This is a genomic window from Blautia sp. MSK18_10 (genome assembly GCF_020553185.1).
In the GTDB taxonomy this organism is placed as follows: Bacteria; Bacillota; Clostridia; order Lachnospirales; family Lachnospiraceae; genus Blautia_A; species Blautia_A wexlerae.
This window is the reverse complement of record NZ_JAJCGT010000021.1, coordinates 19,703-46,569: the sequence shown is the minus strand read 5'-3', so window position 1 is coordinate 46,569 and position 26,867 is coordinate 19,703. Positions and strand designations below refer to the sequence as shown.

The 26,867-nt window shown below is 43.5% G+C and carries 19 protein-coding genes, 2 pseudogenes and 1 other annotated feature; of the genes and pseudogenes, 19 read left to right on the top strand and 2 right to left on the bottom strand.

Features of this window, described 5'->3' with window-relative positions; all coding sequences use genetic code 11:
- Nucleotides 1-94: 94 nt before the first annotated feature.
- The 7 genes and pseudogenes from LI074_RS10060 to LI074_RS17890 all read left to right on the top strand — a co-directional run.
- Nucleotides 95-1,093: a sulfate ABC transporter substrate-binding protein gene (locus LI074_RS10060; RefSeq protein WP_195981607.1), complete on the top strand. Its 999-nt coding sequence runs from the start codon at nucleotides 95-97 to the stop codon at nucleotides 1,091-1,093.
- A 70-nt stretch (nucleotides 1,094-1,163) separates the two neighbouring features.
- Nucleotides 1,164-2,000, top strand: a complete 837-nt coding sequence (gene cysT, locus LI074_RS10055; protein ID WP_195981608.1) for a sulfate ABC transporter permease subunit CysT — start codon at nucleotides 1,164-1,166, stop codon at nucleotides 1,998-2,000.
- The gene (gene cysW / locus LI074_RS10050; protein ID WP_062808166.1) at nucleotides 2,000-2,824 is read left to right on the top strand and encodes a sulfate ABC transporter permease subunit CysW; all 825 of its coding nucleotides are present in this window, start codon (nucleotides 2,000-2,002) and stop codon (nucleotides 2,822-2,824) included. Before cysT ends, cysW begins: the two co-directional genes overlap by 1 nt.
- A gap of 1 nt (nucleotide 2,825) precedes the next feature.
- Nucleotides 2,826-3,884, top strand: a complete 1,059-nt coding sequence (locus LI074_RS10045) for a sulfate/molybdate ABC transporter ATP-binding protein (protein ID WP_055053929.1) — start codon at nucleotides 2,826-2,828, stop codon at nucleotides 3,882-3,884.
- 111 nt (nucleotides 3,885-3,995) lie between these two features.
- Complete coding sequence (locus tag LI074_RS10040) at nucleotides 3,996-5,741, top strand: adenylyl-sulfate reductase subunit alpha (protein ID WP_055053928.1); 1,746 nt, start codon at nucleotides 3,996-3,998, stop codon at nucleotides 5,739-5,741.
- The gene (locus LI074_RS10035; RefSeq protein ID WP_008705189.1) at nucleotides 5,738-6,052 is read left to right on the top strand and encodes a 4Fe-4S dicluster domain-containing protein; all 315 of its coding nucleotides are present in this window, start codon (nucleotides 5,738-5,740) and stop codon (nucleotides 6,050-6,052) included. The genes LI074_RS10040 and LI074_RS10035 overlap by 4 nt, the downstream gene beginning before the upstream one ends.
- A gap of 57 nt (nucleotides 6,053-6,109) precedes the next feature.
- Nucleotides 6,110-6,196, top strand: a pseudogene (locus tag LI074_RS17890) (DUF6783 domain-containing protein); the annotation flags it as partial.
- Here LI074_RS17890 and LI074_RS17885 read toward each other — a convergent pair.
- Nucleotides 6,164-6,256: pseudogene (locus LI074_RS17885) on the bottom strand (DUF6783 domain-containing protein); the annotation flags it as partial. The pseudogenes LI074_RS17890 and LI074_RS17885 sit on opposite strands and share 33 nt — an antisense overlap.
- 45 nt (nucleotides 6,257-6,301) lie before the next feature.
- Between LI074_RS17885 and cysD the strand changes: the two are divergent.
- From cysD to LI074_RS10010, 5 genes are all read left to right on the top strand, one after another.
- Nucleotides 6,302-7,201 carry a sulfate adenylyltransferase subunit CysD gene (gene cysD / locus LI074_RS10030; protein ID WP_026649863.1) on the top strand — a complete coding sequence of 300 codons (900 nt, stop codon included), beginning with the start codon at nucleotides 6,302-6,304 and terminating at the stop codon, nucleotides 7,199-7,201.
- A gap of 1 nt (nucleotide 7,202) precedes the next feature.
- Complete coding sequence (locus LI074_RS10025) at nucleotides 7,203-8,843, top strand: sulfate adenylyltransferase subunit 1 (protein ID WP_070100140.1); 1,641 nt, start codon at nucleotides 7,203-7,205, stop codon at nucleotides 8,841-8,843.
- Nucleotides 8,844-9,512: 669 nt separating this feature from the next.
- Nucleotides 9,513-9,767 (top strand): hypothetical protein, encoded by a 255-nt coding sequence (locus tag LI074_RS10020; protein WP_008705184.1) that lies wholly within the window; start codon nucleotides 9,513-9,515, stop codon nucleotides 9,765-9,767.
- Nucleotides 9,768-9,769: 2 nt separating this feature from the next.
- Complete coding sequence (locus tag LI074_RS10015) at nucleotides 9,770-10,633, top strand: SGNH/GDSL hydrolase family protein (protein ID WP_243101524.1); 864 nt, start codon at nucleotides 9,770-9,772, stop codon at nucleotides 10,631-10,633.
- A gap of 224 nt (nucleotides 10,634-10,857) precedes the next feature.
- Nucleotides 10,858-12,375 carry a 4Fe-4S dicluster domain-containing protein gene (locus tag LI074_RS10010; protein WP_118339179.1) on the top strand — a complete coding sequence of 506 codons (1,518 nt, stop codon included), beginning with the start codon at nucleotides 10,858-10,860 and terminating at the stop codon, nucleotides 12,373-12,375.
- Between the two features lie 451 nt (nucleotides 12,376-12,826).
- Here LI074_RS10010 and LI074_RS10005 read toward each other — a convergent pair whose 3' ends face one another.
- Nucleotides 12,827-13,927: an FAD:protein FMN transferase gene (locus LI074_RS10005; RefSeq protein ID WP_173698158.1), complete on the bottom strand. Its 1,101-nt coding sequence runs from the start codon at nucleotides 13,925-13,927 to the stop codon at nucleotides 12,827-12,829.
- A 190-nt stretch (nucleotides 13,928-14,117) separates the two neighbouring features.
- Here LI074_RS10005 and LI074_RS10000 point away from each other — a divergent pair, with 190 nt between their 5' ends.
- The 7 genes from LI074_RS10000 (at nucleotide 14,118) to rpoC (ending at nucleotide 26,564) form a co-directional block, all read left to right on the top strand.
- On the top strand, nucleotides 14,118-14,300 hold the full coding sequence (locus LI074_RS10000) for a DUF6472 family protein (protein ID WP_008705180.1): 183 nt from the start codon (nucleotides 14,118-14,120) through the stop codon (nucleotides 14,298-14,300).
- 47 nt (nucleotides 14,301-14,347) lie between these two features.
- Nucleotides 14,348-14,977, top strand: a complete 630-nt coding sequence (gene upp, locus LI074_RS09995; RefSeq protein WP_055152742.1) for a uracil phosphoribosyltransferase — start codon at nucleotides 14,348-14,350, stop codon at nucleotides 14,975-14,977.
- 396 nt (nucleotides 14,978-15,373) lie between these two features.
- Nucleotides 15,374-15,516: a sequence feature (ribosomal protein L10 leader region), on the top strand.
- A 41-nt stretch (nucleotides 15,517-15,557) separates the two neighbouring features.
- Nucleotides 15,558-16,061 (top strand): 50S ribosomal protein L10, encoded by a 504-nt coding sequence (gene rplJ, locus LI074_RS09990; protein WP_025580230.1) that lies wholly within the window; start codon nucleotides 15,558-15,560, stop codon nucleotides 16,059-16,061.
- Between the two features lie 110 nt (nucleotides 16,062-16,171).
- Nucleotides 16,172-16,543 (top strand): 50S ribosomal protein L7/L12, encoded by a 372-nt coding sequence (rplL, locus tag LI074_RS09985; protein ID WP_008705176.1) that lies wholly within the window; start codon nucleotides 16,172-16,174, stop codon nucleotides 16,541-16,543.
- Between the two features lie 87 nt (nucleotides 16,544-16,630).
- Nucleotides 16,631-18,721 carry a right-handed parallel beta-helix repeat-containing protein gene (locus tag LI074_RS09980; RefSeq protein ID WP_173704570.1) on the top strand — a complete coding sequence of 697 codons (2,091 nt, stop codon included), beginning with the start codon at nucleotides 16,631-16,633 and terminating at the stop codon, nucleotides 18,719-18,721.
- Between the two features lie 209 nt (nucleotides 18,722-18,930).
- A complete protein-coding gene (gene rpoB / locus LI074_RS09975) occupies nucleotides 18,931-22,791 on the top strand; it encodes a DNA-directed RNA polymerase subunit beta (RefSeq protein ID WP_008705171.1) in 3,861 nt (1,286 codons plus the stop codon).
- A gap of 17 nt (nucleotides 22,792-22,808) precedes the next feature.
- Nucleotides 22,809-26,564 carry a DNA-directed RNA polymerase subunit beta' gene (rpoC, locus tag LI074_RS09970; RefSeq protein WP_055152733.1) on the top strand — a complete coding sequence of 1,252 codons (3,756 nt, stop codon included), beginning with the start codon at nucleotides 22,809-22,811 and terminating at the stop codon, nucleotides 26,562-26,564.
- The last annotated feature ends 303 nt before the right edge of the window (nucleotides 26,565-26,867 follow it).

The window sequence follows — 26,867 nt, the reverse complement described above, 5'->3', positions numbered from 1 at the left end:
TCTGTCATTTCTTGTAATATCATATAAAACATATCGAATAACTATGAAAAGTAGAGAATGCAAAAAACTACTGGTACCTTAAAGGAGATGAAACATGATCAGAAAATTATTTGCCTTTGGTTTTGCAGTTGTACTGGCACTGATGCCGGTACAGGCTTTTGGAAAAACGGTGTCTGTCACCAATGTTTCCTATGATCCTACCAGAGAGATGTTTGAACAGTATAATAAAATATTTGAAGACCACTGGAAGGAGAAGACCGGGGAAGATGTGGAAGTGATACAGTCCCATGGCGGTTCAGGGAAACAGGCACTGGAGGTAGCCAATGGTCTGGATGCAGATGTGGTAACCCTGGCACTGGAATATGATATTGAGTCTATTGAAAACGCAGGGCTGATCAAGGCAGGATGGAAAGATAAATTTGACAATGACAGTTCTCCTTATACATCCACTATCGTATTTCTGGTGAAGAAAGGAAATCCCAAGGATATCAAAGACTGGGACGATCTGACGAAAAAAGGAGTGGGAGTAGTAACACCAAATCCGAAAACCTCCGGCGGTGCCAGATGGAACTACATGGCAGCGTGGGCTTACGCAGATAAAAAATATGGTGGCGATGAAGCGCAGATGAAGGAATTTATCAAGAAACTTTACCGGAATGTGGTGGTTCTTGACTCAGGCGCAAGAGGCGCAACGACCTCTTTCGTGGAGAACGGACAAGGAGATGTGCTGGTTGCGTGGGAAAATGAAGCTTATCTATCCATGCGGGATTATCCGGATGAGTATGAGATTGTTACTCCAAACGTAAGTATTCTGGCACAGCCTTCTGTGGCAGTGGTAGATGAAGTGGTGGATTACAGAGATACAAGAGATGTGGCAACTGAGTATTTGAATTATCTGTATTCCGACGAAGCACAGGAGATCGCAGCAGAGAATTATTTCCGCCCCACTAATGAGAAAATCCTGAAGAAGCACAGTGATACGTTTGATCTGAATATAAATCTGGCAAATATCAGTGATTATGGCGGATGGGATAAAGTGCAGGAGAAACATTTCACAGATGGCGGAATTTTCGATCAGATTTATGAGAGATAAAGGAAGACAAGATGAAGCAAGAGCATAAGCACAGACAGAATATATGAGACAGGAGAGGTGGTAATTGATTATGAAAAAAAGAAATAAACCGGTGATTCCAGGGTTTGGGCTCTCCATGGGAATTACCATTTCCATATTGAGTCTGGTAGTTCTGATCCCCCTGGCAAGCCTGGTGGTCTACACAGCGAAGCTGAGTTTTAAAGATTTTATCGAAACCATCACAAGGGCCAGAGTGCTGGTATCCTTTTATACCAGTTTTGTATGTGCTTTTGCAGCAGCAGTAATAAATGGAATTATGGGAACTGTTCTTGCGTGGGTGCTTGTGAAATATGATTTTCCGGGCAGGAGACTTATGGATGGGATGATCGAACTTCCCTTTGCTCTTCCCACAGCGGTAGCAGGTATTGCACTGACATCCCTGACCTCAGATTCGGGAATTGTCGGCAGCTTTTTTGCAGGATTCGGTATCAAGATCGCATACACAAGAATAGGTATTACAGTGGCTATGATATTTGTAGGAATACCGTTCGTTGTGCGAAGTGTACAGCCGGTTCTGGAAAAGATGGATAATTCTTACAGCGAGGCAGCAGGAGTGCTGGGAGCAAAGAAAACAACTATCTTCTGGAAGGTCATTTTTCCGGAACTGAAGCCTGCGATCTTTGCAGGGACCGGACTTGCGTTCGGAAGATGTCTGGGTGAATATGGAAGTGTTGTATTTATCGCAGGAAATAAACCCTATTATACAGAAATCACACCGCTGGTTATTATGTCAAAGCTTCAGGAATTTGATTATTCAAGTGCAACGGCAATCGCACTTGTGATGTTGGCAGTTTCATTTTTTATTCTGTTCCTTAACAGTATGATACAGCAGAGAAATGCAAGAATTTTAAGAGGAGGAAATGCCTGATGGACAACAATGAAAAGACTTCGGAGAAAATTACAAAATGGCTGCTTGTCGTGATCAGTGTTCTGTTTCTGGCAGTCATGCTCCTTCTTCCTCTGATCACTGTGATCACAGAAGCATTGCGGAGCGGATGGAAGGTCTATGCAGCTGCAGTGACAGATGAGTACACCATCAAAGCACTTCTTCTTACAGTGAAGGCAACACTCTTTGCAGTTGTTTTTAACACTGTTTTTGGTGTTTTTGCAGCCTGGGCACTGACGAAGTTTCAGTTCAGGGGTAAAAAGCTTCTTACCACACTGATCGACCTTCCGGTTACTATTTCCCCTGTTATTGCAGGTTTGATCTTTCTTCTGATTTTCGGACGACAGAGTCCTGTTTACTTTTTTCTCATGAAGTTAGGGATTAAAGTTGTATTCTCTGTACCGGGAATCATTATTGCAACTGTATTTGTAACCTTTCCTTTTATTTCCAGAGAACTGATTCCGGTTCTGGAAGCAGAAGGAAGCGATGAGGAGGAAGCGGCAGCCCTGATGGGAGCAGGTGGATGGACCATTTTCTGGAAGATCACATTCCCTCATATCAAATGGGCATTACTGTACGGAGTTGTGCTCTGTACGGCAAGAGCAATGGGAGAGTTTGGAGCGGTATCTGTACTTTCCGGACATTTAAGAGGAAAGACCAATACACTTCCTCTTCATGTAGAGATTTTGTTTAATGAGTTTCAGTATGTTCCGGCGTTTGCCGTATCTTCACTGCTTGTGATCATGGCGGTTATCATTCTGGTAGTCAGAAGCCTGATTGAATATAAAGGAAAGAAGGAAGCCTGATATGTATGTAGAGTTAAAAAATATCAATAAGACATATGGTTCTTACCAGGCATCAAGGAATGTGAATTTCGGAATTGAGAAAGGTAAACTGATTGGTCTGTTGGGACCAAGCGGAAGCGGAAAAACAACTATTCTTCGAATGATCGCAGGTCTGGAAACCCCGGACAGCGGAGAGGTCATTATTGATGGAAAAGTGGTAAATGATGTTCCGGCCAGTCAGCGTGGGATTGGATTTGTATTTCAGAATTATGCGTTGTTTCGCTATATGACAGTTTATGACAATGTTGCATTTGGTTTGAAGGTTCAGAAGGCTGATAAGAAGAAAATTGATGCCAGAGTCAGAGAACTGATCAAACTGGTGGGGCTGGAAGGACTGGAAAAAAGATATCCAAGCCAGTTATCCGGCGGTCAGAGGCAAAGGGTGGCATTTGCCAGAGCCCTTGCTCCAAATCCCCAGGTGCTGCTTCTGGATGAGCCCTTTGCAGCCATTGATGCAAAAATCCGTCAGGAACTGCGAAGCTGGTTAAAAGAGATGATCGGGAAGCTGGGAATTACCAGTATTTTCGTTACTCATGATCAAGATGAGGCCATTGAAGTAGCAGATGAGATTATTATCACTAATGCAGGACGGATCGAACAGAAAGGAACTCCTATAGGGGTTTATAGAAATCCTGAGACAGCTTTTACAGCGTCCTTCTTCGGACAGCCATCTGTGTTGAAAAATGCGGATGATTTCCATACCTTTGCTCAGGCAGAAGGAGCAGACAAGATCATTGTCCGCCCGGAATTTGTAAAAATCTCCAAACTGGATGAGGTGGAGAAGTTCAAAACTTCCGTATCCCGGGGAGTGGTTGAACGGGTTTCTTTCAGGGGAGATAATCTGGAACTTCAGGTGAGAGTCAACAATTCCGTAGTAACTGCCAGAAGAAGCCTGGAGAAAGCAGATATCCGGGAAGGTGAGACTGTGAATGTATTCCTTTACAGGATTTTTGCACTGAAAGGTGACAGTGTACAGCTGATCGAAAATGAGGCTGTAAGGGATGACTTTGTAATTATCTGACAGCGGTGGCTGCGGCGACTGACGACAATGAAGAAATAAGAAATTCAGACGCAAGACTGATCGGGAAATCAACTTGTTGGCACACTGGTATGGAGGAAAGGGTAAGAGAGAATGAGAACAGAGAGAATCAGGACAGATGTGCTGATCATCGGCGGCGGTACGGCAGGATGCTTTGCAGCCTATGTGATCGGCAAAAAAAGCGGCAGAAAAGTTCTGATCGCAGAGAAAGCGAATATTAAGCGAAGCGGATGTCTGGCGGCGGGCGTGAATGCATTGAACGCATATATTACAGAAGGCAGAGTGCCACAGGATTATGTGGATTATGCCAAAAAGGATGCCCATGGAATCGTAAGAGAAGACCTTCTTCTTACCATGTCAGAGAGACTGAATCATGTGACAAAGGTGATGGAAGATCTGGGGCTGGTCATCCTGAAGGACGAAAACGGAAAATATGTTGCCAGAGGAAACCGAAACATCAAGATCAATGGCGAAAATATGAAGCCAATCCTTGCAAAGGCGGCAGCTGAACAGGAGAATGTTACGGTTCTCAATCATGTAAATATTACAGATTATAAAACAGAAAACAAAAAAGTCACAGGCGCAGTTGGATTTAGCGTTAATGAGGATATTTTCTATGACATTGATGCGAAAGCAGTTCTTTGTGCCACAGGTGGTGCAGCGGGACTTTACAGACCGAATAATCCGGGATTTTCCAGACATAAGATGTGGTATCCTCCGTTTAACACAGGTGCAGGATATGCAATGGGACTTCTTTCCGGTGCGGAGATGACAACCTTTGAGATGCGTTTCATTGCATTGAGATGTAAGGACACGATTGCTCCTACAGGAACTATTGCTCAGGGTGTTGGGGCCAGACAGGTCAATGCACATGGTGATATTTATGAAACAAAATATGGTCTGACAACTTCCCAGCGAGTTTACGGTACAGTCATGGAGAACAGAGAAGGAAACGGTCCATGTTATCTCAGAACGGAAGGTATTTCCAAAGAACAGGAGCAGGACCTTTACAAAGCTTACCTGAATATGGCACCGTCCCAGACTCTGAAATGGATGGAAGCCGGAAAAGGACCATCCGAAGAGAATGTAGAGATTGAGGGCACAGAGCCATATATTGTAGGCGGACATACAGCCAGCGGTTACTGGGTAGATAATAACAGAGCTACAACTATTGAAGGTTTATATGCAGCCGGAGACGTAGCAGGAGGATGTCCGCAGAAATATGTAACCGGCGCACTGGCAGAAGGAGAGATCGCAGCAGAGGCGATTTTGGAATATCTGAATGGCAAAGATGATGACCGGATCGCAGCGGAAAATAAGGAAGAGGCTTTAGAGCGTGGCGGAGAACAGGAGCTGTCTCAAACTGCAATAGCTAAGAAGGCAGAATACGAATCACATTTGAATGCTTCCCGTTCTTTGATGAATGCAGAGCAGCTTGAGGAAGCCATGCAGAAGATCATGGATCAGTATGCAGGAGGAATCGGTACAGACTACAGATACAGCGGGATGAGTCTTGCAAAGGCAGATGAAAAGATTGCAGCATTGTTGCCAGTAGTTGACACTCTGGCAGCAACAGATACTTATGAACTGATGCAGATTTATGAACTTCGCGAACGACTGATCGTGTGTCAGGCAGTGATCGCACATCTGGCAGCCAGAAAGGAAACCAGATGGCATAGTTTCGGAGAGAATACAGACTACCCGCAGCAGAGCGAAGAGTGGATGAAATATGTAAACTCCCGTATGGAAAACGGCGAGATTAAGATCTTATATCGTGACCTGATCACAAAGGAAAATACAGGTTTGAATACAGCAGAGAAAGGAGCAGGTGAGAGATGAGCATTCGGATTCAAAAAAGTAAATGTGCAGGATGTGGCAGATGTATTGAAGCCTGTCCCGGAAATCTGATCAAAAAGGATAAAGAGAACAAAGCCTTTATCCGTCAGGTAAGAGACTGCTGGGGATGTACTTCCTGTATTAAGGAATGCAGGCATGATGCCATCCGCTTTTTCCTTGGAGCTGATGTGGGAGGCAGAGGTGCAAGTATGGTTGTATCAGAGAAACCGGATATTTCCACATGGACAGTGGAGAAGCCGGATGGCACTAAGATCACTATTCAGGTTAATAAGAAAGACGCTAATAAATATTAAACATAAGTATGTATTCTCGGAGTCTTTAGAGTGTGTTTGAAAAATGCTTTACGCAAGATGTGCGTCACAATTTGTGGAAGATTTTGTTCGGATGAGGGCGTCATAGCGGGCTACGACAACCGAATTCGGACAAAATATACCGCAAAGTGGGGCGTGCAGATTGCGGGAATGATTTTTCAGACACGCTCTAGTGTATTTGCTCAAGTACGAAAAGATTCCGAGTATAAACAAACAGAGGAGGATAATGCAATGAGTAACTTATCTCATCTTGATGCGCTTGAGGCAGAGGCGATTTATATTATGCGAGAAGTAGCAGCCGAGTGTGAAAAGCCGGTTATGCTCTATTCTATAGGAAAGGACAGCTCCGTTATGCTCCATCTGGCGATGAAGGCATTTTACCCGGAGAAACCGCCTTTTCCCTTTCTTCACATTGATACTACATGGAAATTTCATGAGATGATCGAATTCCGCGACAGAATCGCAAAGGAAAACGGAATTGATATGCTGGTTTACACCAATGAAGAGGGTGTAAAGGCAGGAATCAACCCATTTGACAATGGTTCTGCATATACAGATATCATGAAAACACAGGCCTTAAAACAGGCTCTGACCAAATATGGATTTACAGCGGCATTTGGAGGCGGCCGTCGTGATGAGGAGAAATCCAGAGCAAAAGAAAGAATCTTCTCTTTCCGTAATTCAGCTCAGGCATGGGATCCGAAAAACCAGAGACCGGAGATGTGGAAGCTTTATAACACTAAGATCCAGAAGGGAGAGAGTATGCGAGTATTCCCAATTTCCAACTGGACAGAAAAGGATATCTGGCAGTACATTCAGCGTGAAAATATCGAAATTGTACCGTTATATTTTGCGAAAGAAAGACCGGTCATCTACAGAGACGGAAATATCATTATGGTGGATGATGACAGATTAAAACTCCGTCCGGGTGAAAAGATTGAAAACAAAAAAGTCAGATTCCGTACTCTTGGATGCTATCCGCTTACTGGAGGTATTGAATCTGAAGCAGATACTCTGGATGAGATTATTGATGAGACGTTAAGTGCTGTTTCTTCTGAACGTACCAGCAGGGTGATCGACCACGAGGCAGCAGGCAGCATGGAGAGAAGAAAGAGAGAGGGGTATTTCTAGAATGAAAGGATTATTGAAATTTATTACATGCGGAAGTGTGGATGATGGAAAATCCACTCTGATCGGACATATTCTTTATGATGCAAAGCTTCTCTATACAGATCAGGAGAAAGCTCTGGAGCTGGATTCCAAAGTAGGAAGCAGAGGCGGTGCCATTGATTATTCTCTTCTTCTGGACGGTCTGATGGCAGAGCGTGAACAGGGAATCACCATTGATGTTGCATACCGTTATTTTACAACAGATAACAGAAGCTTCATTGTTGCAGATACACCCGGACATGAAGAATATACAAGAAACATGGCAGTGGGTGCGTCCTTTGCAGATCTGGCAGTTATCCTGGTGGATGCTTCACAGGGAGTACTGGTACAGACAAGACGTCATGCAAGAATCTGCGCATTGATGGGAATCCGTTACTTTGTATTTGCAGTAAACAAAATGGATCTTATTGAATATGATGAAAAACGTTTCCGCGACATTGAGAATCAGATCGCAGCACTGATAGAAGAACTGAAACTTGCCAATGTAACTATTATTCCGGTATCTGCCACAGAAGGTGACAACGTTACAACCAAATCTGACAACATGCCATGGTATAAAGGTGAGGCGCTTCTTTCCCATCTGGAAACCGTAGACATTAAGGAAGATACAGAGAAGGGCTTCTATATGCCTGTACAGAGAGTCTGCAGACCAAACCATGAGTTTCGCGGATTCCAGGGACAGATTGAGAATGGTGCCATCAGGGCAGGCGACCTTGTGACTACTCTTCCCAGTAAAGAAGAAGCTCATGTAAAGAGTATTCTTGTTGGCGATAAAGAAGTTCAGGAAGCTGTACAGGGACAGCCTGTTACCATCCAGCTTGACAGAGAAGTAGATGTTTCCCGCGGATGTGTACTTGCCATTGATTCCGGCGCAGTTCTTACAGACTCTGTGGAAGCAGATATCCTCTGGATGGATGACAATGCTCTTACGGATGGCAAGAACTTCTTTGTAAAAATCGGTACAAAGATGATCCCCGGCCTGGTTACAAAGATCAATTATTCTGTGGATGTTAATACAGGTGAAAAGAAAAGCGCATATACCTTAAAGAAAAATGAGATTGCTTCCTGTACTCTGGAATTCTCAGAGAAGATCGTTGTAGACGAATTTGACAGGCACAGAACACTGGGTGAGCTGATTCTGATAGATCGTGTCACAAATATGACTTCTGCCTGCGGTGTTGTGAGAAAAACCTTTGTTTCTCAGGATAGATCCCAGATCGGAAAAGTGGACGAGCAGGTTCGTGCAGGACTGAAAGGTCAGACACCGGTAGTAGTGGAATTCCCGATCGGTAAAGAAGGAATCACTCTTGATTTTGCAGAGCAGGTAGAAAAGGGACTGACTGTACTTGGAAAACATACCTATCTGTATCATCCGGCAGCGAGTGAAAACTATGCAGAAACTGTCCGCCATCTTAAGGCAGCAGGTCTGATCGTACTTCTTGTTCTTGATGAAAATACAGCAAAAGACGAGACATTAAAGACTCTGGATGGTTTCTATGCGAACTGGCAGATTGACGGAATTACTGTGAAAGATGCGATTGATTTCGTGAAAAAGAAATCTGCATTTACAGTGCAGAGTGTACAAGATGGAAATTATATCTGATTATAACAGGGCTATAAATCGCCGCAGAGACAAAGAAAGTCTCTGCGGTATTTTGTTTTCTTGACAAGTGTCGTTACAGCGGATTATACTTATTTTCAAATATCCAGAATCCATAATAATACAGACAGGAAAGATAACAGAAATATGCAAACGAACAATGAAAGTAAACAAAACCAAAAAAAGAGATGATGCTTGGAACTTTGTTTGTAATTGCTACGATCATCATCCTGGCGATACCAACGAAGAAAAGACAGAAATAAAGATGAGTGAATATCGATCAGAATGTAGAATGGGCAATTGGTTACTGTTCACACACCATTATCCCGCGAGGTGTTTTGGCATGAATATGCCAAAATCCCGAGACATACAAGCCAAAATTCCATTGCCACAGGCAATCTGAAATGAATTTTGGCTAAGTTACTGTAAACGGAGTGAACAGTAACGGCAATTGTGAAGTGGCATTCAGATTACATATTATGTAGCAGAGTATGATATAATTCGTTTTGTATAATGGCGTCAGGATTAAGAGCATATGTAGAGCTGTGTAGCGAAGCGGATTGCGAATATCTGTTTGACTTTTGATGGGTGTACACGAGAACATTTTTTTACAGTGAAAGTTATCTGTATTATATTACAGAGGGTACTGTACAGATAATCAGGAGGTATTTTATGCGTTTGGAAAAAGTACAGGAAGCGTTAAAAACAAAGAAAATTCATTATGAATATACAGAGGAAAACGGATGCGGAAGCATCGACTTTATGTTTCGCGGTCTGAGATTCCATATATGGGAATATGAAGATCGTGTCTGGGGAGCGGAGACAAACGTGTTCGAAGCAGGCAGAAGCCAGGATATTGAGGGAGATTACGAGGAAATTATTTCCGGAGAAATCCTCTCATGGCCGGATATGCTGCCTGGGATGTAAGTATGTTACTGCAGAAGGGAATGATATTTACGAAAAAATATAGAACCGGACAAATTGTATTAACTGCATGTATTGTAGCTGTCTGTATGTTTTCAAATGTCCATGGGACAGAAGCGGCAGGTCCGCCGGCACCGAAAACTCTGACAGTTACACCGACAGAAAAATCGAAATCAACAGCAAAGTCTGCGTCAACATCAAAGTCCAAATCAACACCGAAATCCAAATTGGCACTAACACAAAAACCTGAAGCAACACCAATACCTGCATCTACTCCAACACCAGAGCAGGAAGCTGAGACAGATAAACAGAATCCGGCAGATCAGGGAACTTTAAGCAAGCCAGATCATCCGGATACTATCTCCGCAGATAAACTGGTATTTATCGGAGATTCCAGAACAGAGGGATTGAGGGATGCGGTAAATGATGACAGCATTTGGTCCTGTCTTTCTTCTATGGGATATGACTGGATGGTATCTACAGGAGTGCCTCAGGTAGAAGATCAGATTGAGGACAATACAGCGGTTATTATTCTGATGGGTGTTAATGACCTGTATCATGTTAATGACTACGTCAGCTATATTAATTCCAAAGCTGCCGAATGGGGAAACAGGGGAGCGCAGACTTATTTTGTGTCTGTAGGTCCGGTGCAGAATGATCCCTATTGCAGTAATGCGGAGATTGAAAGCTTCAATGCGGCAATGCAGGCAAATCTGAGCGGGGTTACCTACATAGATGTATATTCCCATCTGGTATCTGAGGGATTTTCCACCGTAGACGGAACCCACTATCCGGACAGTGTGTCTGTAGATATTTATAATTATATTCTGGATCATCTGGAGGAACAGAGGAGTGGAATCTGGGGATGATTTTTCAGTTTATGAAATTGTGATGCTGTATTGAGTTCGATGGAGTTTGGTGATATGATTGCAGAGGAAGAAACGGAATAGAGCGGAAATTCGTTTTTTTATATAAAAGCTGAAAACCTGGCAGGAGGAAATAATGGGTGGCTGTTTTGCAGCAGAGTCAAAAATGTAAATGATAATTGCCCGATGACTGGACAGTTATCAAAATCCAAAATCAGGAGGAAAGAATGAGAGGACTGTATTCATCCAAAACAGAGATCAGACACAAAATTTTTACGGAAATTGCGAGGATGGCATATGAAGGCCAGTCTCCGGAGATGCTGGAAGAGCTTCCCTACAAGATTGTACCCGGTGAAATTGCGACTTATCGTGACAGTATTTTTCTGGAAAGAGCGGTAGTTGGTGAGAGACTTCGCGTTGCAATGGGGATGTCACTGAGAAAGGTTACAGAGCATGCGCCAATCTCCAAAGGTGTGGAGGCCAGCGTTATTGAGGAAAAGTATTATGAACCGCCGCTTATCAATGTAATCAAGTTTGCCTGTAATTCCTGCCCTGAGAAAAGGGTAATGATCACAGAGGGCTGTCAGGGCTGTCTGGAGCATCCCTGTGTGGAGGTCTGTCCAAAGAAAGCAGTACATATGGAAGGCGGCAGATCACATATTGATGAAGATGCCTGCATCAAATGCGGAAAGTGTCTGGAAGCCTGTCCGTATAATGCAATCATCAAACAGGAACGGCCCTGTTCAAAGGCCTGTGGCATGAATGCCATTGGTTCTGACGAATACGGAAGAGCGGAGATTGACCAAGACAAATGTGTATCCTGCGGACAGTGTCTGGTGAGTTGTCCGTTCAGCGCTATTGTAGACAAAGGACAGATTTTCCAGACTGTTATGGCATTAAAAAGTGAAACACCGGTGTATGCAATCGTGGCGCCTGCCATTGCAGGTCAGTTCCCAGGTATGGAGAATAATAAGATACGGGGTGCATTTCAGGCACTTGGCTTTACAGATGTAAGAGAGGTTGCAGTCGGTGCAGATCTGTGCACAGTGGAGGAGGCAAAGGACTTTTTGGAGGAAGTTCCTGAGAAACTTCCGTTTATGGCTACATCCTGCTGTCCGTCCTGGTCTATGATGGCTAAGAAATTATTCCCGGAACAGGCGAAATGTATCTCCATGGCACTGACACCCATGGTTCTTACTGCCAGACTGATCAAGCAGAAGGAACCGGATTGTAAGATCGTTTTCGTAGGTCCCTGTGCAGCCAAGAAGCTGGAAGCCAGCCGTAAAAGTATCCGCAGCTATGTGGATTTTGTGCTGACCTTTGAGGAAGTGGCAGGAATGTTTGATGCCAAAGGCGTGGACTGGAAAGATATTCCGGAAGGAGAACCACTGTTTCGTGCCAGTGCTGACGGAAGAGGTTTCGCAGTCAGCGGTGGTGTGGCAGAAGCGGTTGTCCATGCGGTGAAGCGTATTGATCCTGATCGGGAAGTAAAGGTAATGAATGCAGAAGGTCTGCAGAACTGTAAGAAGATGCTCCAGATGGCCAAGATTGGTAAATATAATGGATATCTGCTGGAAGGAATGGCATGTCCGGGCGGCTGTGTAGCAGGTGCCGGTACTATCCAGACAGTTAAAAAAGCAGCAGCGGCTCTCGAAAAAATGAAGAAAGAGGCTTCGTTTACAGATGCCTATGACTCCAAATACAGAGCAAGACTGGAAAGTCTGGAGAAATTTGATGTGGAGTGAGATTCTGACTGAATCAGTGAAATCCTATATGGATTGCAAGTGTTTGAATGCAATCAGTATATAGCAGACTAAAAATGAATAATCATCAGAAGAACTGTCAGGCTGAGTGATAAGTTTAACTGAATAGGGTAAGTCCCCTGCGGAGGTTGCGAAAAGCAATAAGCAGGGGACTTTTGTCAGCTATGTACAATATTGACTTAAATCAAAAAAAGTTTCATATAAGTCATGAAATAATTAACAGTATGTTGACTGAGATTTTATAGAATAACAAATTAAGTCAAGCGAACAGGCAAAAATATTTGACTGGAAATTTATAAATAGCAAATTAGGTCAAGAAATTAGTGCGGATTGTATGACTTGAAAATTAAAATCTATTGATTAAGTCAAAACACCAGTTAATAATTGTTGATTTATATTTCTGTTTTTTCAATTTAAGTCATCAGAGACAGATTTATTCTGTTTCCGTAACTTTGATTTTTTTCTGGAAATCTCTGGTATAGTGAATCTCATAATCAGAAGTTACGAAAAATGCCTGTACATCATCCAGAGACTCGGCCAGTTTCATGCCATCCTCCAGACCAAGAGCAAAGCAGGTCGTGCTCAGCGCATCCCCATCCACAGACTGATCGGAAATAATGGTAACTGCAATCAGCCCGTTATCATAAGGATAGCCGGTTTTAGGATTGAGCAGGTGATGATACAAAGTGCCATCTTGTTCAAAGCATCTCTCATAAATTCCTGAGGAAACCACTGACTTATCCCTGATGTCCATAACAGCAATAGTTTCGCTTCGGTCTGCAAATGGTTTCTGGATCCCGATCTTAAAAGCAGAATTGTCTGTTTTTTCGCCAATACAGAGAACATTTCCGCCAAGATTGATGATCGCACTTTTTACATTCTGAGAAACCAGATAATCCTTCAGGCGATCTGCGATATAACCCTTGGCAATGGCACCGAGTTCGATTGCAGTATCGTCTGTCTTTAATGTAATCTCATTTTTATCTGTATCAACAGAGATATTGTGATAATTACATTTGGGCAGTGCTGCCCGGATCAGACTGTCCTTGGGCACTTTTGGATTTTCAGCAGTAAAATCCCACAGAGAAGTCAGCGGTTCAATAGCAATATCAAATGCACCCTCAGATAATACAGAATAATCAAGTCCCTTAGAAACCAGCTCCGCCAGAGAAGCCGACACCTGATAAGTATCCTCTGTCCCCTTCACAGGTGTAAGTTCCCGATGGTTTAACTGATATAATTCACTGTCATCTGCGGTGCGGCTGAATATTTTCTCATACTTGTCACAAAGATTCATGCATTCTGTAAGCAGCTCTCTGTCCTGAGAATCATAGATAGTGACCGTAACTGCAGTATTCAGTTTGATCGCAGTGGCAGAGATGGGATCCTGAGAACCGGCATCCGTATTTTTGACATTTTCCGTTTTTGCCGAACATCCGGAAAAAACAGCCGGACATAATATAAGAGATGCTGCGAGCATTGAAAAAGTACAGCGTGTTATTAATTTTTTTGCAGATATATGATATAATATCATAAATGTAACCTCATAGTTATTTTATGGAATTGCTATAAGCAATAGTTCAGGGAAGAAATATCTTTTGATCCTAACACCATAGTATATCAGAAACAGCAAACTTTGCACAGGTACAAAGGCAACATAAAAAATCCAAAAGAAGATACCGGATAGAAATGAAATATGCCGGAAACAAAGAGAGGAGTAAATAATGTCCGATGCAGTAAACTGCGAATATTGTGTAAACTACAGTTATGATGACGACTATGAATGCTACACCTGTGAAATAAATCTTGACGAAGATGAAATGGTGAAGTTCATTACCGGAAACTTCAATCAGTGTCCATACTTCAAGATGGGTGACGAATACCGTATTGTACGTAAGCAGATGTAGAATTTATAAAAAGTAACAAATATTCAACTAAGCGAGGAATTAAGATAATGGAAAACGTTTATATTATGAATCATCCGCTGATCCAGCATAAAATATCCATGCTGAGAAACAAAAACACAGGAACAAATGAATTCCGTAAATTAGTAGAAGAGATTGGAATCCTCATGGGATACGAAGCTCTCCGGGATCTTCCTGTAGAAAATGTAGAAGTAGAAACCCCTATTGAAACCTGCATGACACCAATGATTTCAGGGAAAAAACTGGCGGTTATCCCTGTGCTCCGAGCAGGCCTTGGAATGGTAAACAGTATTCTCACACTTGTGCCATCTGCAAAAGTAGGCCATGTAGGACTCTATCGTGATCCTGTAACCCATGAACCACACGAATACTACTGCAAACTCCCGGAAGCAATTGATGAGCGAATTTCAGTGATCGTAGATCCAATGCTCGCAACCGGTGGCTCCGCAGAAGCAGCCGTTGACTTTGTCAAAAAACAGGGCGGAAAAAACATTAAATTCATGTGCATCATCGCAGCCCCTGAAGGACTCAAACGTCTCCACGAAGCACATCCGGATGTTCAGATTTACTGTGGACATCTTGATCGTGAATTAAACGACCACGCTTACATCTGCCCAGGCCTTGGAGATGCCGGAGATCGTATCTTTGGCACAATATAAGAATAACGTGATTCGTTACATCTTATACCTATACTATACTGAGCATATGAAGAACTCACCCTGCATCAATATAGCAGAAATTTGTTTTAGATATACTGACAATTTTCCAACTACCAGCGTAAGCAGGATTCTCTTTTGGGGTGAATCTTGCAGGGAGTGTAGCAACTCTTAGGCCTGCGGAATCTGCGTTATGAAAAAAGAAGGCAACTGTCTGAGCCGCAGGCGAGTTTTGCCTTCTTTTTTCATGCACTTAGCAGATTTTGCAGGCCTTAGAGTTCCTGCTCCCGAAACTGAACCCCAAAAGAGAATCCTGCTTACGCGTCCCTTAATGAAAAATCCAATAAAAATTCAATAAAAACCGAAAAAACCTCTTGACAACCCAAATCTCATATGCTATCTTATACCAGAACGCTGCCGAAGACAGTAGGTGCCGCAAGGCATAAGTTGTAAACGCCTACCGAGGACTAAGTATTCTTTATATTTTTATGTAAGATTACGCAAGCCCTACTGCCAGACAGTAAGGCTTTTTATTTACTCATTTGCAGCGGTATACAAAATCTATAAGGAGGTGTACCATTTCATGGCAAAAGTAGAACTTAAACAACCAATCGTAGACGAAATTATCAACAACGTGAAAGATGCAGAATCTGTAGTACTTGTTAACTACAGCGGTCTTACAGTTGAACAGGATACTGCTTTACGTAAGGAATTAAGAGAAGCTGGTGTTGTATACAAAGTATACAAAAACACAATGATGCATCGTGCATTCGAAGGTACTCAGTGCGAAGAACTTATCCAGCACTTACATGGAACAAACGCTATAGCAATCTCTGCTACAGACGCAACTGCTCCTGCAAGAATCCTTGATAAATTCGCAAAGAAAGCACCGGCTTTAGAATTAGTTGCAGGTATCGTTGAAGGAAACTACAACGATCAGGCAGGTATTCAGGCACTGGCTGGAATCCCGTCCAGAGAAGAACTTCTCGGCAAACTGCTTGGAAGCATCCAGTCTCCGATTACAAACTTCGCTCGTGTGCTTAATCAGATCGCTGAGAAAAACGGCTCTGAAGCAGCAGCTGAATAATTTTTGATGCCAGAGGCATAAAACGAATCTAGTAACTATTCGAAAATCACCATCCACGAGGATGCTGAAGAGTTACCGAATTAAATAATATTATATGGAGGGAATTTAAAATGGCAAAATTAACAACAGAAGAATTTATTGCAGCAATCAAAGAATTATCTGTATTAGAATTAAACGACTTAGTAAAAGCTTGTGAAGAAGAGTTTGGTGTATCCGCAGCAGCAGGTGTTGTAGTAGCAGCAGCTGGAGCAGCAGAAGCAGCAGAAGAGAAAGATGAGTTCGATGTAGAACTTGCAGAAGTTGGACCAAACAAAGTTAAAGTTATCAAAGTTGTTCGTGAAGTAACTGGCTTAGGTCTTAAAGAAGCTAAAGAAATGGTTGACGGAGCTCCTAAGGTTGTTAAAGAAGGCGCATCCAAAGCAGAAGCTGAAGATATCAAAACAAAACTTGAAGCTGAAGGCGCTAAGGTTAATCTTAAATAATTATCTTCCTATTATATATAGAAGATTTGCAAGCAGGAATGCCACTGGTATTCCTGCTTTTTTTACAGAGCCGGAGGATTACAGACTATGATGAAAAGAAAAACGGCAGTCATATTTGGTATCATCATTGCAGCCCAGCTTTGCCTGACTCCATATGCAGGTGTAAAGGTACAGGCGGCTGAACTGGAAGAAGGACAGATGTTTGAAGATTCATCAGAAGATTCAGAGACTTTTGGAGATGTGTCAATACCGGATACGCAGTCGGCAGAGAAAACTGAAGAGAATGAATTTGGGGATGACGACGGTTTCAGTGATGGAGACGTTGAAACTTTTTCTGCGGAGGATGCGGATCAGTTCCGCGAAAATATGCAGGAACTTGTGCTGAATGTGCAGGATGGAGAGGATATTACTGTAAAGTTAAATACACTGCTGGCACAGGCCAGGGACAAGGCAACGGATGAAAAGCAGTGCAAAGTTATCGTGCCACCCGGAAATTATACACTTACGGGAACTTTGCATATGTACAGCAATATCTATCTATATGCAGAGGGTGCCACGATAACAAAGACTTCACCGCGAAAAGAAATCCTGCTCCGTCTTGGCGATACAAAGAAATCTGCAGGCGGATACGAGGGATACCGTAATATAACTATCGATGGCGGAACCTGGGATTCAAACTATGAATGTGTGGAAGACAAGGGGGGACCTGGAGGGTTTGTAGGTTTTAGGATCGGTCATGCTACGAATGTTACAGTGAAGAATGTTACATTTCTTAATAACCTTAAATCGCATTTTCTGGAACTTGCAGGAGTGAAGAATGCAGAAATTACAGGATGTACGTTCAGGGGCTACTGGAAAGAGTTTACAGGCGGCGGACAGGAATGTATCCAGCTGGATGCCTGTATGCCGAGAATTTTCCCGGGATATCTTCCATATGACGGAAGTGTCTGTGAGAACATTGTGATAAAGGATAATACCTTTGAAGATGTATTTGCCGGCATTGGAAGCCACAGCATGATGTTTGATAAACCGTATAAAAATATCACGATCAGTAACAACCGGTTTAATAATCTGAAAAAGAGAGCAATATGGTGCCTGAATTATCAGGATACGGTTGTGACGGGAAATACCATGACAAATGTGGGCGGTGGTGTTTATGTGCGTTCTGTTTATACCAGAAATGCACATACTGTCAGCGGTCAGGAAGTATCTCCGGAGGGAAATCAGTACGCAGAGAATATTCTGATCGCTGATAATCAGATCACAGTTCTGGAACCAACCGTAATAGATGGCAAACAATGGAATGGATATGGAATCTGGATCACAGGCGAGGTATCTCTGGGCTCAGCAGGAGAAACTATTCCTTCTGAAGATGATGATCCTGAGAATACAGCAAATCCGACGACCAATGGAATTCCGGCGGGAAGATATATTATTCGCGGAGTTACAGCCAGAAATAATACGATCAGCGGAAATTGCGACGGAATTAAATTTTCCCTTGCAGAAGACTGTTCATGCAGGGGGAACACAGTCAGACTTTCTGATAGTCATACCTACAACAATATGGGGATCAGTGTTGCCAAGGGAAGCAATATCAGAGTTTCCTATAACAATCTTTCCGGCGGAAACGGATATGGGATTTATGCAGTCGGAACAGAGGCTTCACAGAAAATCTGCCGGATTTACGGAAATACAGTCTCCGGATTTATGAAAGATGGGATTCTGGCTTCAGGGCTTGCAGCAGGAAGCCGTATTGAACACAACAGAGTCAGTACCAGTGCGGCAAATGGCATACTTGTAAAATGTATTGATAAGAGTGTGGTTGATGGCAATTACAGTTTTAAAAATAAGGCAAGAGGAATTCTTCTGCAGAGATGTGAGTCAGCAATGGTAGCGGATAATTTTGTTTCTGAAAATGCGATCAATGGAATTGAACTCAATATAAGAAGCAATCATTCTTCTGTGCAGGGAAATGTCTGTGGTTCCAATAAAAAATCAGGTCTGCGAATTGCCGGATCAAAGGGGATTTCGGCAGACGGAAATTCCTTCCGCAGCAACAGAGGATATGCGGCGGAATTTATCCGTTCTCATATCAGCAGTTATAAAGGCAATCGTTTTGAAGGAAATGGATATTCAAATCGTATCCACGTAAGAAACAGTAAAATCCCGAAGAAATAGCGTTACTGTTCGCTCCGTTCACAGTAACGAAATAGTGACTGTTGCAATTATTTGAAAAAATTAAAAAAATATCAAAAAAGTGATTGACAGGCGCAACTTGCTGTGCTATAGTGAAGAATGCTATATTATGGCAAGATGTGCCTTTATGTCTTTTGGCAAAAAGGGTCAAGTTATAATAAATTTAAAGAAAAAACAGGGGTGAAACGTCAATGGAAAAAAACAGAATTCGTTCTGTAAAAACTGGAAAAAGCATGCGTATGAGCTACCAGAGACAAGAAGAAGTCCTGGAAATGCCAAACCTGATCGAAGTCCAGAGGGATTCTTATAAATGGTTTCTTGATGAAGGACTTAGGGAAGTCTTTGATGATATTTCTCCGATCGCGGACTACAGCGGAAAGCTCAGCCTGGAATTCATCGACTTTACATTTGACGAGAAGGATGCGAAATATACTATCGAACAGTGTAAAGAACGTGACGCAACTTACGCCGCACCTTTGAAGGTTCGAGTGAGACTGATTAACAAAGAAACAGAGGAAATCAACGAACACGAGATTTTCATGGGAGATTTACCGATCATGACTGTTACAGGTACCTTTGTCATCAATGGTGCAGAACGAGTAATTGTCAGCCAGTTAGTACGTTCCCCTGGAATCTATTACGCAATAGCGCATGATAAACTTGGTAAGAGACTGTTCTCCAGTACTGTTATCCCGAACAGAGGTGCATGGCTGGAATATGAGACAGACTCTAATGATGTTTTCTATGTACGTGTTGACAGAACAAGAAAGGTTCCGATCACTGTTCTGATCCGAGCACTTGGTGTAGGAAGCAATGCAGAGATTATTGATCTCTTCGGTGAAGAGCCAAAGATCCTTGCAAGTTTTACAAAGGATACATCCACCAACTATCAGGAAGGTCTTCTTGAATTATACAAGAAAATCCGTCCGGGTGAGCCGCTTGCAGTTGAGAGTGCGGAGAGCCTTATCAATGCAATGTTCTTTGATCCGAGAAGATATGACCTTGCGAAAGTTGGACGTTATAAATTTAACAAGAAGCTCCACCTCAACAGAAGAATCGTTGGTCACAGACTGGCTGAGGATGTTGTTGATGCTTCTACAGGCGAAATCCTGGCAGAAGAAGGAACTGTTGTGACAAAAGAAATGGCAAATACCATCCAGAACAGCGCTGTTCCATATGTATGGATCCTTGGCGAGGAAGACCGCAGAATCAAGGTTCTTTCTAACTTAATGGTTGATATCCGCCACTATCTTCCGGAAATCGAAGATCCAAAGAGCATCGGTGTTACAGAAGCAGTATACTACCCTGTTCTCGAAAACATTCTGGAAGAAAATGACACATTAGAAGACAGGATTGCAGCAATCCACAGAGATATCCATGATCTGATCCCGAAGCATATCACAAAAGAAGACATCTTTGCTTCTATTAACTACAATATGCATCTGGAATATGGCCTTGGCAATGCCGATGATATCGACCACCTGGGCAACCGTCGTATACGTGCGGTAGGTGAGCTGCTTCAGAACCAGTACAGAATCGGTCTTTCCAGACTGGAACGTGTGGTTCGTGAGCGAATGACAACTCAGGATACAGAGAATATTTCTCCACAGTCCCTGATTAATATTAAACCTGTAACTGCAGCAGTGAAAGAGTTCTTCGGTTCTTCCCAGCTGTCACAGTTTATGGATCAGAACAACCCTCTTGGTGAGCTGACACACAAGAGACGTCTTTCCGCCCTGGGACCTGGCGGTTTGTCACGAGACAGAGCCGGATTCGAGGTTCGAGATGTCCATTACTCCCATTACGGAAGAATGTGCCCTGTCGAGACACCTGAAGGTCCTAACATCGGTCTGATCAACTCTCTTGCATCTTATGCAAGAATCAATCAGTACGGATTTATTGAGGCACCATACCGCAAGATCGACAAATCAGATCCTAAGAATCCTCGTGTAACAGATGAGGTTGTATATATGACTGCTGATGAAGAGGATAATTACCATGTAGCACAGGCGAATGAGCCTCTGGACGAAGAAGGATATTTCATTCATAAGAATGTATCCGGTCGTTTCCGTGAAGAGACTCAGGAGTATGAGCGTCATATGTTTGATTACATGGATGTATCTCCTCGTATGGTATTCTCCGTCGCTACTGCCCTGATCCCGTTCCTGCAGAACGACGATGCCAACCGTGCGCTGATGGGATCAAACATGCAGCGTCAGGCTGTGCCGCTTCTGACAACAGAGGCTCCGGTAGTTGGTACTGGTATGGAAGTGAAGACAGCAGTTGACTCCGGTGTCTGCGTAGTTGCAAAGAAATCTGGTACTGTACTTCGTTCCACATCTACAGATATCAGCATTAAGAATGATGATGGTACAAAAGATGATTACCATCTGACTAAATATCTGAGAAGTAACCAGAGTAACTGTTACAACCAGAAACCAATCGTATTCCAGGGTGAGCACGTAGAGGCAGGACAGGTTATCGCAGATGGTCCTTCCACAGCAAACGGAGAACTTGCTCTTGGTAAGAACCCGCTGATCGGATTCATGACATGGGAAGGTTATAACTACGAGGATGCGGTACTCCTCAGTGAAAGACTTGTTATGGACGATGTTTATACATCTGTTCATATTGAAGAATATGAATGCGAAGCCCGTGATACCAAACTGGGACCGGAAGAGATCACACGTGATGTTCCTGGCGTGGGCGACGATGCACTGAAAGATCTGGATGAGCGTGGTATTATCCGCATCGGTGCTGAAGTACGTGCCGGCGATATCCTTGTTGGTAAAGTTACTCCTAAGGGCGAGACAGAGCTTACTGCAGAAGAGAGACTTCTTCGTGCAATCTTTGGTGAGAAAGCACGTGAAGTACGTGATACTTCTCTGAAAGTACCTCACGGTGAATACGGTATTATCGTAGATGCCAAGGTATTTACAAGAGAGAACGGCGATGAGATGTCACCTGGTGTTAACCAGTCCGTACGTATCTATATCGCACAGAAGAGAAAGATTTCCGTTGGTGATAAGATGGCCGGACGTCATGGTAACAAGGGTGTTGTTTCCCGTGTACTTCCTGTTGAAGATATGCCATTCCTTCCGAACGGACGTCCTCTTGATATCGTGCTGAATCCTCTGGGTGTGCCTTCCCGAATGAATATCGGACAGGTCCTGGAGATTCACTTAAGCCTTGCTGCGAAAGCACTTGGATTCAACGTTGCAACTCCTATTTTTCAGGGTGCAAACGAGCATGATATCCAGGATACACTGGAACTTGCAAACGATTATGTAAACACAGAAGACTTTGAAGAGTTCCGCGAGAAATACAAAGACATTTTAGCACCGGATGTAATGCAGTATCTGGATGAGAACAAAGCCCACAGAGCACTGTGGAAGGGTGTTCCGATTTCCAGAGACGGTAAAGTGCGTCTGCGTGACGGCCGTACAGGAGAGTATTTCGACAGTCCTGTAACAATTGGTCACATGCACTATCTGAAACTGCACCATCTGGTTGATGATAAGATCCATGCACGTTCTACAGGTCCTTACTCTCTGGTAACACAGCAGCCACTGGGTGGTAAAGCACAGTTCGGTGGACAGCGTTTTGGTGAGATGGAGGTTTGGGCACTGGAAGCATACGGTGCATCCTACACACTGCAGGAAATCCTGACAGTAAAATCCGATGATGTTGTTGGTCGTGTTAAGACATACGAAGCAATCATCAAGGGTGACAATATTCCTGAGCCGGGTATTCCGGAATCCTTCAAGGTTCTCTTAAAAGAACTTCAGTCTCTTGGTCTGGATGTGAAGGTACTCAAGGATGACAATACAGAAGTACATCTTCTTGAATCTGTAGATTACGGTGACACAGACCTTCGTTCTGTCATCGAGGGAGATTCCAGAAGACATCATGACAGAGAAGAAGACTACGGCAAACATGGCTATACAAAGCAGGAGTTTGACGGAGAAGAACTCGTTGACATTGACGAGGATGAAGATGAGGATGACTTCATTGAGCTGGATGAGGCTCTTGAAGACAATGACGAAGAGTAAGAAAGGGGAAAGAATACATGGCAGAAACAACTAACGCCAATGAAACATATCAGCCAATGACTTTCGATGCCATCAAAATCGGACTGGCGTCCCCTGAGAAAATCAGAGAGTGGTCAAGAGGCGAGGTTTTAAAACCTGAGACCATCAACTACCGTACCTTAAAGCCGGAGAAAGACGGACTTTTCTGTGAAAGAATCTTTGGACCGAGCAAGGACTGGGAGTGCCACTGTGGAAAGTACAAAAAGATTCGCTATAAAGGTGTTGTCTGCGACAGATGTGGTGTAGAAGTTACCAAATCCTCTGTACGTAGAGAGCGTATGGGACATATCGAGCTGGCTGCTCCGGTATCCCACATCTGGTATTTCAAAGGAATTCCGTCCCGTATGGGATTGATCCTTGACATTTCTCCGAGAACTCTGGAGAAAGTTCTTTACTTTGCTAACTATATCGTACTGGATCCGGCTAATTCCGGACTCCAGTACAAACAGGTACTTACAGAGAGAGAATATCAGGATGCACGTGAGGCTTATGGATATGATTTCCGTGTAGGTATGGGTGCAGAATCCATCAAAGAGCTTCTTGAGGCAATTGATCTTGAGAAAGATTCTGTTGAACTGAAAAAAGAATTAAAAGATGCTACAGGCCAGAAACGTGCCAGAATCATCAAACGTCTGGAAGTTGTAGAATCCTTCCGTGAGTCTGGAAACCGTCCTGAGTGGATGATCATGACAGTGATCCCTGTAATCCCGCCGGATCTTCGTCCTATGGTTCAGCTGGATGGCGGACGTTTTGCTACATCTGACTTAAATGATCTTTACAGAAGAATCATCAACCGTAACAACCGTCTGAAGAGACTTCTGGAATTAGGTGCACCGGATATTATCGTTCGTAACGAGAAACGTATGCTTCAGGAAGCTGTTGATGCCCTGATCGACAACGGTCGTCGCGGACGTCCTGTAACAGGTCCTGGAAACAGAGCTCTGAAATCCCTTTCTGATATGCTGAAAGGTAAATCCGGACGTTTCCGTCAGAACCTTCTCGGTAAACGAGTTGACTATTCCGGACGTTCCGTTATCGTTGTAGGACCGGAACTTAAGATTTATCAGTGTGGTCTTCCGAAAGAGATGGCCATTGAGCTGTTCAAACCTTTCGTTATGAAAGAGCTTGTTGCCAACGGAACTTCACACAACATTAAGAACGCCAAGAAAATGGTTGAGAAGCTGGAGCCTGCTGTATGGGATGTTCTGGAGGATGTTATCAAAGAACATCCGGTTATGCTGAACCGAGCGCCTACACTGCATCGTCTTGGTATCCAGGCATTCGAACCGATCCTTGTAGAAGGTAAAGCGATCAAACTGCATCCGCTGGTTTGTACCGCATTCAACGCTGACTTCGATGGTGACCAGATGGCCGTACATCTTCCGCTTTCACAGGAAGCACAGGCAGAGTGCCGTTTCCTTCTGTTATCACCGAACAACCTGCTGAAACCTTCTGATGGTGGTCCTGTAGCCGTTCCTTCACAGGATATGGTACTTGGTATCTACTATCTGACTCAGGAAAGACCTGGAAACAAGGGTGAAGGCAAGTTCTTCAAGAGCGTAAACGAAGCAATCCTTGCTTATGAGAATAAAGTGATCACACTGCAGTCCAGAATCCATGTTCGCTGCAGCAAGACAATGCCGGACGGATCCGTTCTGACCGGTACAGTAGAATCTACACTTGGACGTTTCCTGTTTAACGAAATCCTTCCACAGGATCTTGGTTTCGTAGACAGAAGTGTTCCGGGAAATGAACTTCTTCTTGAGGTTGACTTCCTGGTAGCCAAGAAACAGCTGAAACAGATTCTTGAAAAAGTTATCAATACTCACGGTGCTACAAAGACTGCTGAGGTTCTTGATGCGATCAAAGCTACAGGTTACAAATATTCCACACGTGCAGCCATGACTGTTGCCATTGCCGATATGACAGTTCCGCCTCAGAAACCGGAAATGATCAAACAGGCTCAGGATACTGTAGACCTTATCACAAAGAACTATAAACGTGGTCTTATCACCGAGGAAGAGCGTTACAAAGAAGTTGTTGATACATGGAAGAAGACTGACGATGAGCTTACACATGCTCTGCTGACAGGTCTTGATAAATACAACAACATCTTCATGATGGCTGACTCCGGTGCCCGTGGTTCCGATAAACAGATCAAACAGCTTGCAGGTATGCGAGGGCTGATGGCCGATACAACCGGTCACACCATCGAGCTGCCTATCAAGTCAAACTTCCGTGAAGGTCTTGACGTACTGGAATACTTCATGTCTGCACATGGAGCACGTAAAGGTATGTCCGATACAGCTCTTCGTACAGCCGATTCAGGTTACCTGACAAGACGTATGGTTGACGTTTCTCAGGATCTGATCGTACGTGAGACAGACTGCTGTGAAAACAGAGATGAGATCTCAGGTATGTATGTAGAATCTTTTGTAGATGGTAAAGAAGAGATCGAAGGACTTCAGGAGCGTATCACAGGTCGTTTCTCCTGTGAGACAATTAAGAATAAAGATGGCGAAGTTATCGTAAAAGCCAACCATATGATCACACCGAAACGTGCTGCCCGCATCATGAAAGAAGGCGTGGACAACCAGACAGGCGGATCTATCGAGAAAGTTAAGATCCGTACAATCCTTACATGTAAATGTAAAGTTGGTATCTGTGCGAAATGTTACGGTGCGAACCTTGCAACCGGCGAGCCGGTACAGGTTGGTGAATCTGTCGGTATCATCGCTGCTCAGTCTATCGGTGAGCCAGGTACACAGCTTACCATGCGTACTTTCCACAGTGGTGGTGTTGCCGGTGGAGATATCACACAGGGTCTTCCTCGTGTCGAGGAGCTTTTTGAGGCAAGAAAGCCGAAAGGTCTTGCCATCATCACAGAGATTCCTGGTGTTGCTGTTATCAATGACACTAAGAAGAAACGTGAAGTTATCGTTACAGATCAGGAAACAGGTGAATCCAAGACTTACCTTATTCCATACGGATCCCGTATCAAGATCACAGACGGACAGATCCTTGAAGCAGGTGATGAACTTACAGAAGGTAGCGTAAATCCGCATGATATCCTGAGAATTAAGGGTGTACGTGCAGTTCAGGATTATATGATCCGTGAAGTACAGCGTGTATATCGTCTCCAGGGTGTTGAGATCAGCGATAAGCATATCGAAGTTATCGTTCGTCAGATGTTGAAGAAAATCCGTATCGAAGATAACGGAGATACAGAATTCCTTCCTGGAACACTGGTTGACTTCCTTGAATACGAGGACGTTAACGAGCAGATGGAAAAAGAAGGCAAACAGCCTGCAGATGGAAAACAGGTTATGCTTGGTATTACCAAGGCATCTCTTGCTACAAACTCCTTCCTGTCAGCCGCTTCCTTCCAGGAAACAACTAAAGTCCTGACTGAAGCTGCTATCAAGGGTAAAGTTGACCCGCTGATCGGTCTGAAAGAGAACGTAATCATCGGTAAACTGATTCCTGCAGGTACCGGTATGAAACGCTACAGAGATGTAAGACTCAACAGCACAATGCCTGAACCGGAAGTAAAGGTTGAAGATATAGCCGAAGAACTTACGGAAGATGAAGAAATCAAAGATGATGAGATGATCACAATGGATGAAGAACTCCCGGAAGACGAAGAATTCGATGTTGAAGAATCTGATGAAGAAGAGGCTGCTGAAGACGAAGCTGATGATCAGGCTTCAGACGATGCAGAAGACAACGAATGATCCAACGGAGTAGATAACTTATCTGGACTGATTTGATATGAATTCACAAGAGAACTATCTGTGCCGACAGATTTTGCCGGCGAGGTAGTTCTCTTTTATTTTCCGGAATATTCCATTGCCGAAAAAAGAGAAAAATACAAAGAAACCGCTTTTTGTGTTATAATACCAGTACATTATGAGCAGGTAATGAACTGTGAAGTATTTTTACAGTTATGATAAATATACATTTTTGTTTTCGGTAACAGCTTGTAAAAAGCATTGACCGGGACAGGGAAGGAAATAGAACAGAAATGGAGGTGCAAT

Bases quoted from the DNA above. Each gene is read 5' to 3' on its own strand.
- LI074_RS10045 (WP_055053929.1), top strand. From the start codon at position 2,826: ATGTATGTAGAGTTAAAAAATATCAATAAGACATATGGTTCTTACCAG.
- rplL (WP_008705176.1), top strand. From the start codon at position 16,172: ATGGCAAAATTAACAACAGAAGAATTTATTGCAGCAATCAAAGAATTA.
- LI074_RS09980 (WP_173704570.1), top strand. From the start codon at position 16,631: ATGATGAAAAGAAAAACGGCAGTCATATTTGGTATCATCATTGCAGCC.
- rplJ (WP_025580230.1), top strand. From the start codon at position 15,558: ATGGCAAAAGTAGAACTTAAACAACCAATCGTAGACGAAATTATCAAC.
- LI074_RS10000 (WP_008705180.1), top strand. From the start codon at position 14,118: ATGTCCGATGCAGTAAACTGCGAATATTGTGTAAACTACAGTTATGAT.
- LI074_RS10025 (WP_070100140.1), top strand. From the start codon at position 7,203: ATGAAAGGATTATTGAAATTTATTACATGCGGAAGTGTGGATGATGGA.
- LI074_RS10035 (WP_008705189.1), top strand. From the start codon at position 5,738: ATGAGCATTCGGATTCAAAAAAGTAAATGTGCAGGATGTGGCAGATGT.
- LI074_RS10060 (WP_195981607.1), top strand. From the start codon at position 95: ATGATCAGAAAATTATTTGCCTTTGGTTTTGCAGTTGTACTGGCACTG.
- LI074_RS10005 (WP_173698158.1), bottom strand. From the start codon at position 13,927: ATGATATTATATCATATATCTGCAAAAAAATTAATAACACGCTGTACT.
- cysT (WP_195981608.1), top strand. From the start codon at position 1,164: ATGAAAAAAAGAAATAAACCGGTGATTCCAGGGTTTGGGCTCTCCATG.
- cysW (WP_062808166.1), top strand. From the start codon at position 2,000: ATGGACAACAATGAAAAGACTTCGGAGAAAATTACAAAATGGCTGCTT.
- rpoB (WP_008705171.1), top strand. From the start codon at position 18,931: ATGGAAAAAAACAGAATTCGTTCTGTAAAAACTGGAAAAAGCATGCGT.
- cysD (WP_026649863.1), top strand. From the start codon at position 6,302: ATGAGTAACTTATCTCATCTTGATGCGCTTGAGGCAGAGGCGATTTAT.
- LI074_RS10015 (WP_243101524.1), top strand. From the start codon at position 9,770: ATGTTACTGCAGAAGGGAATGATATTTACGAAAAAATATAGAACCGGA.
- LI074_RS10040 (WP_055053928.1), top strand. From the start codon at position 3,996: ATGAGAACAGAGAGAATCAGGACAGATGTGCTGATCATCGGCGGCGGT.
- LI074_RS10020 (WP_008705184.1), top strand. From the start codon at position 9,513: ATGCGTTTGGAAAAAGTACAGGAAGCGTTAAAAACAAAGAAAATTCAT.
- upp (WP_055152742.1), top strand. From the start codon at position 14,348: ATGGAAAACGTTTATATTATGAATCATCCGCTGATCCAGCATAAAATA.
- rpoC (WP_055152733.1), top strand. From the start codon at position 22,809: ATGGCAGAAACAACTAACGCCAATGAAACATATCAGCCAATGACTTTC.
- LI074_RS10010 (WP_118339179.1), top strand. From the start codon at position 10,858: ATGAGAGGACTGTATTCATCCAAAACAGAGATCAGACACAAAATTTTT.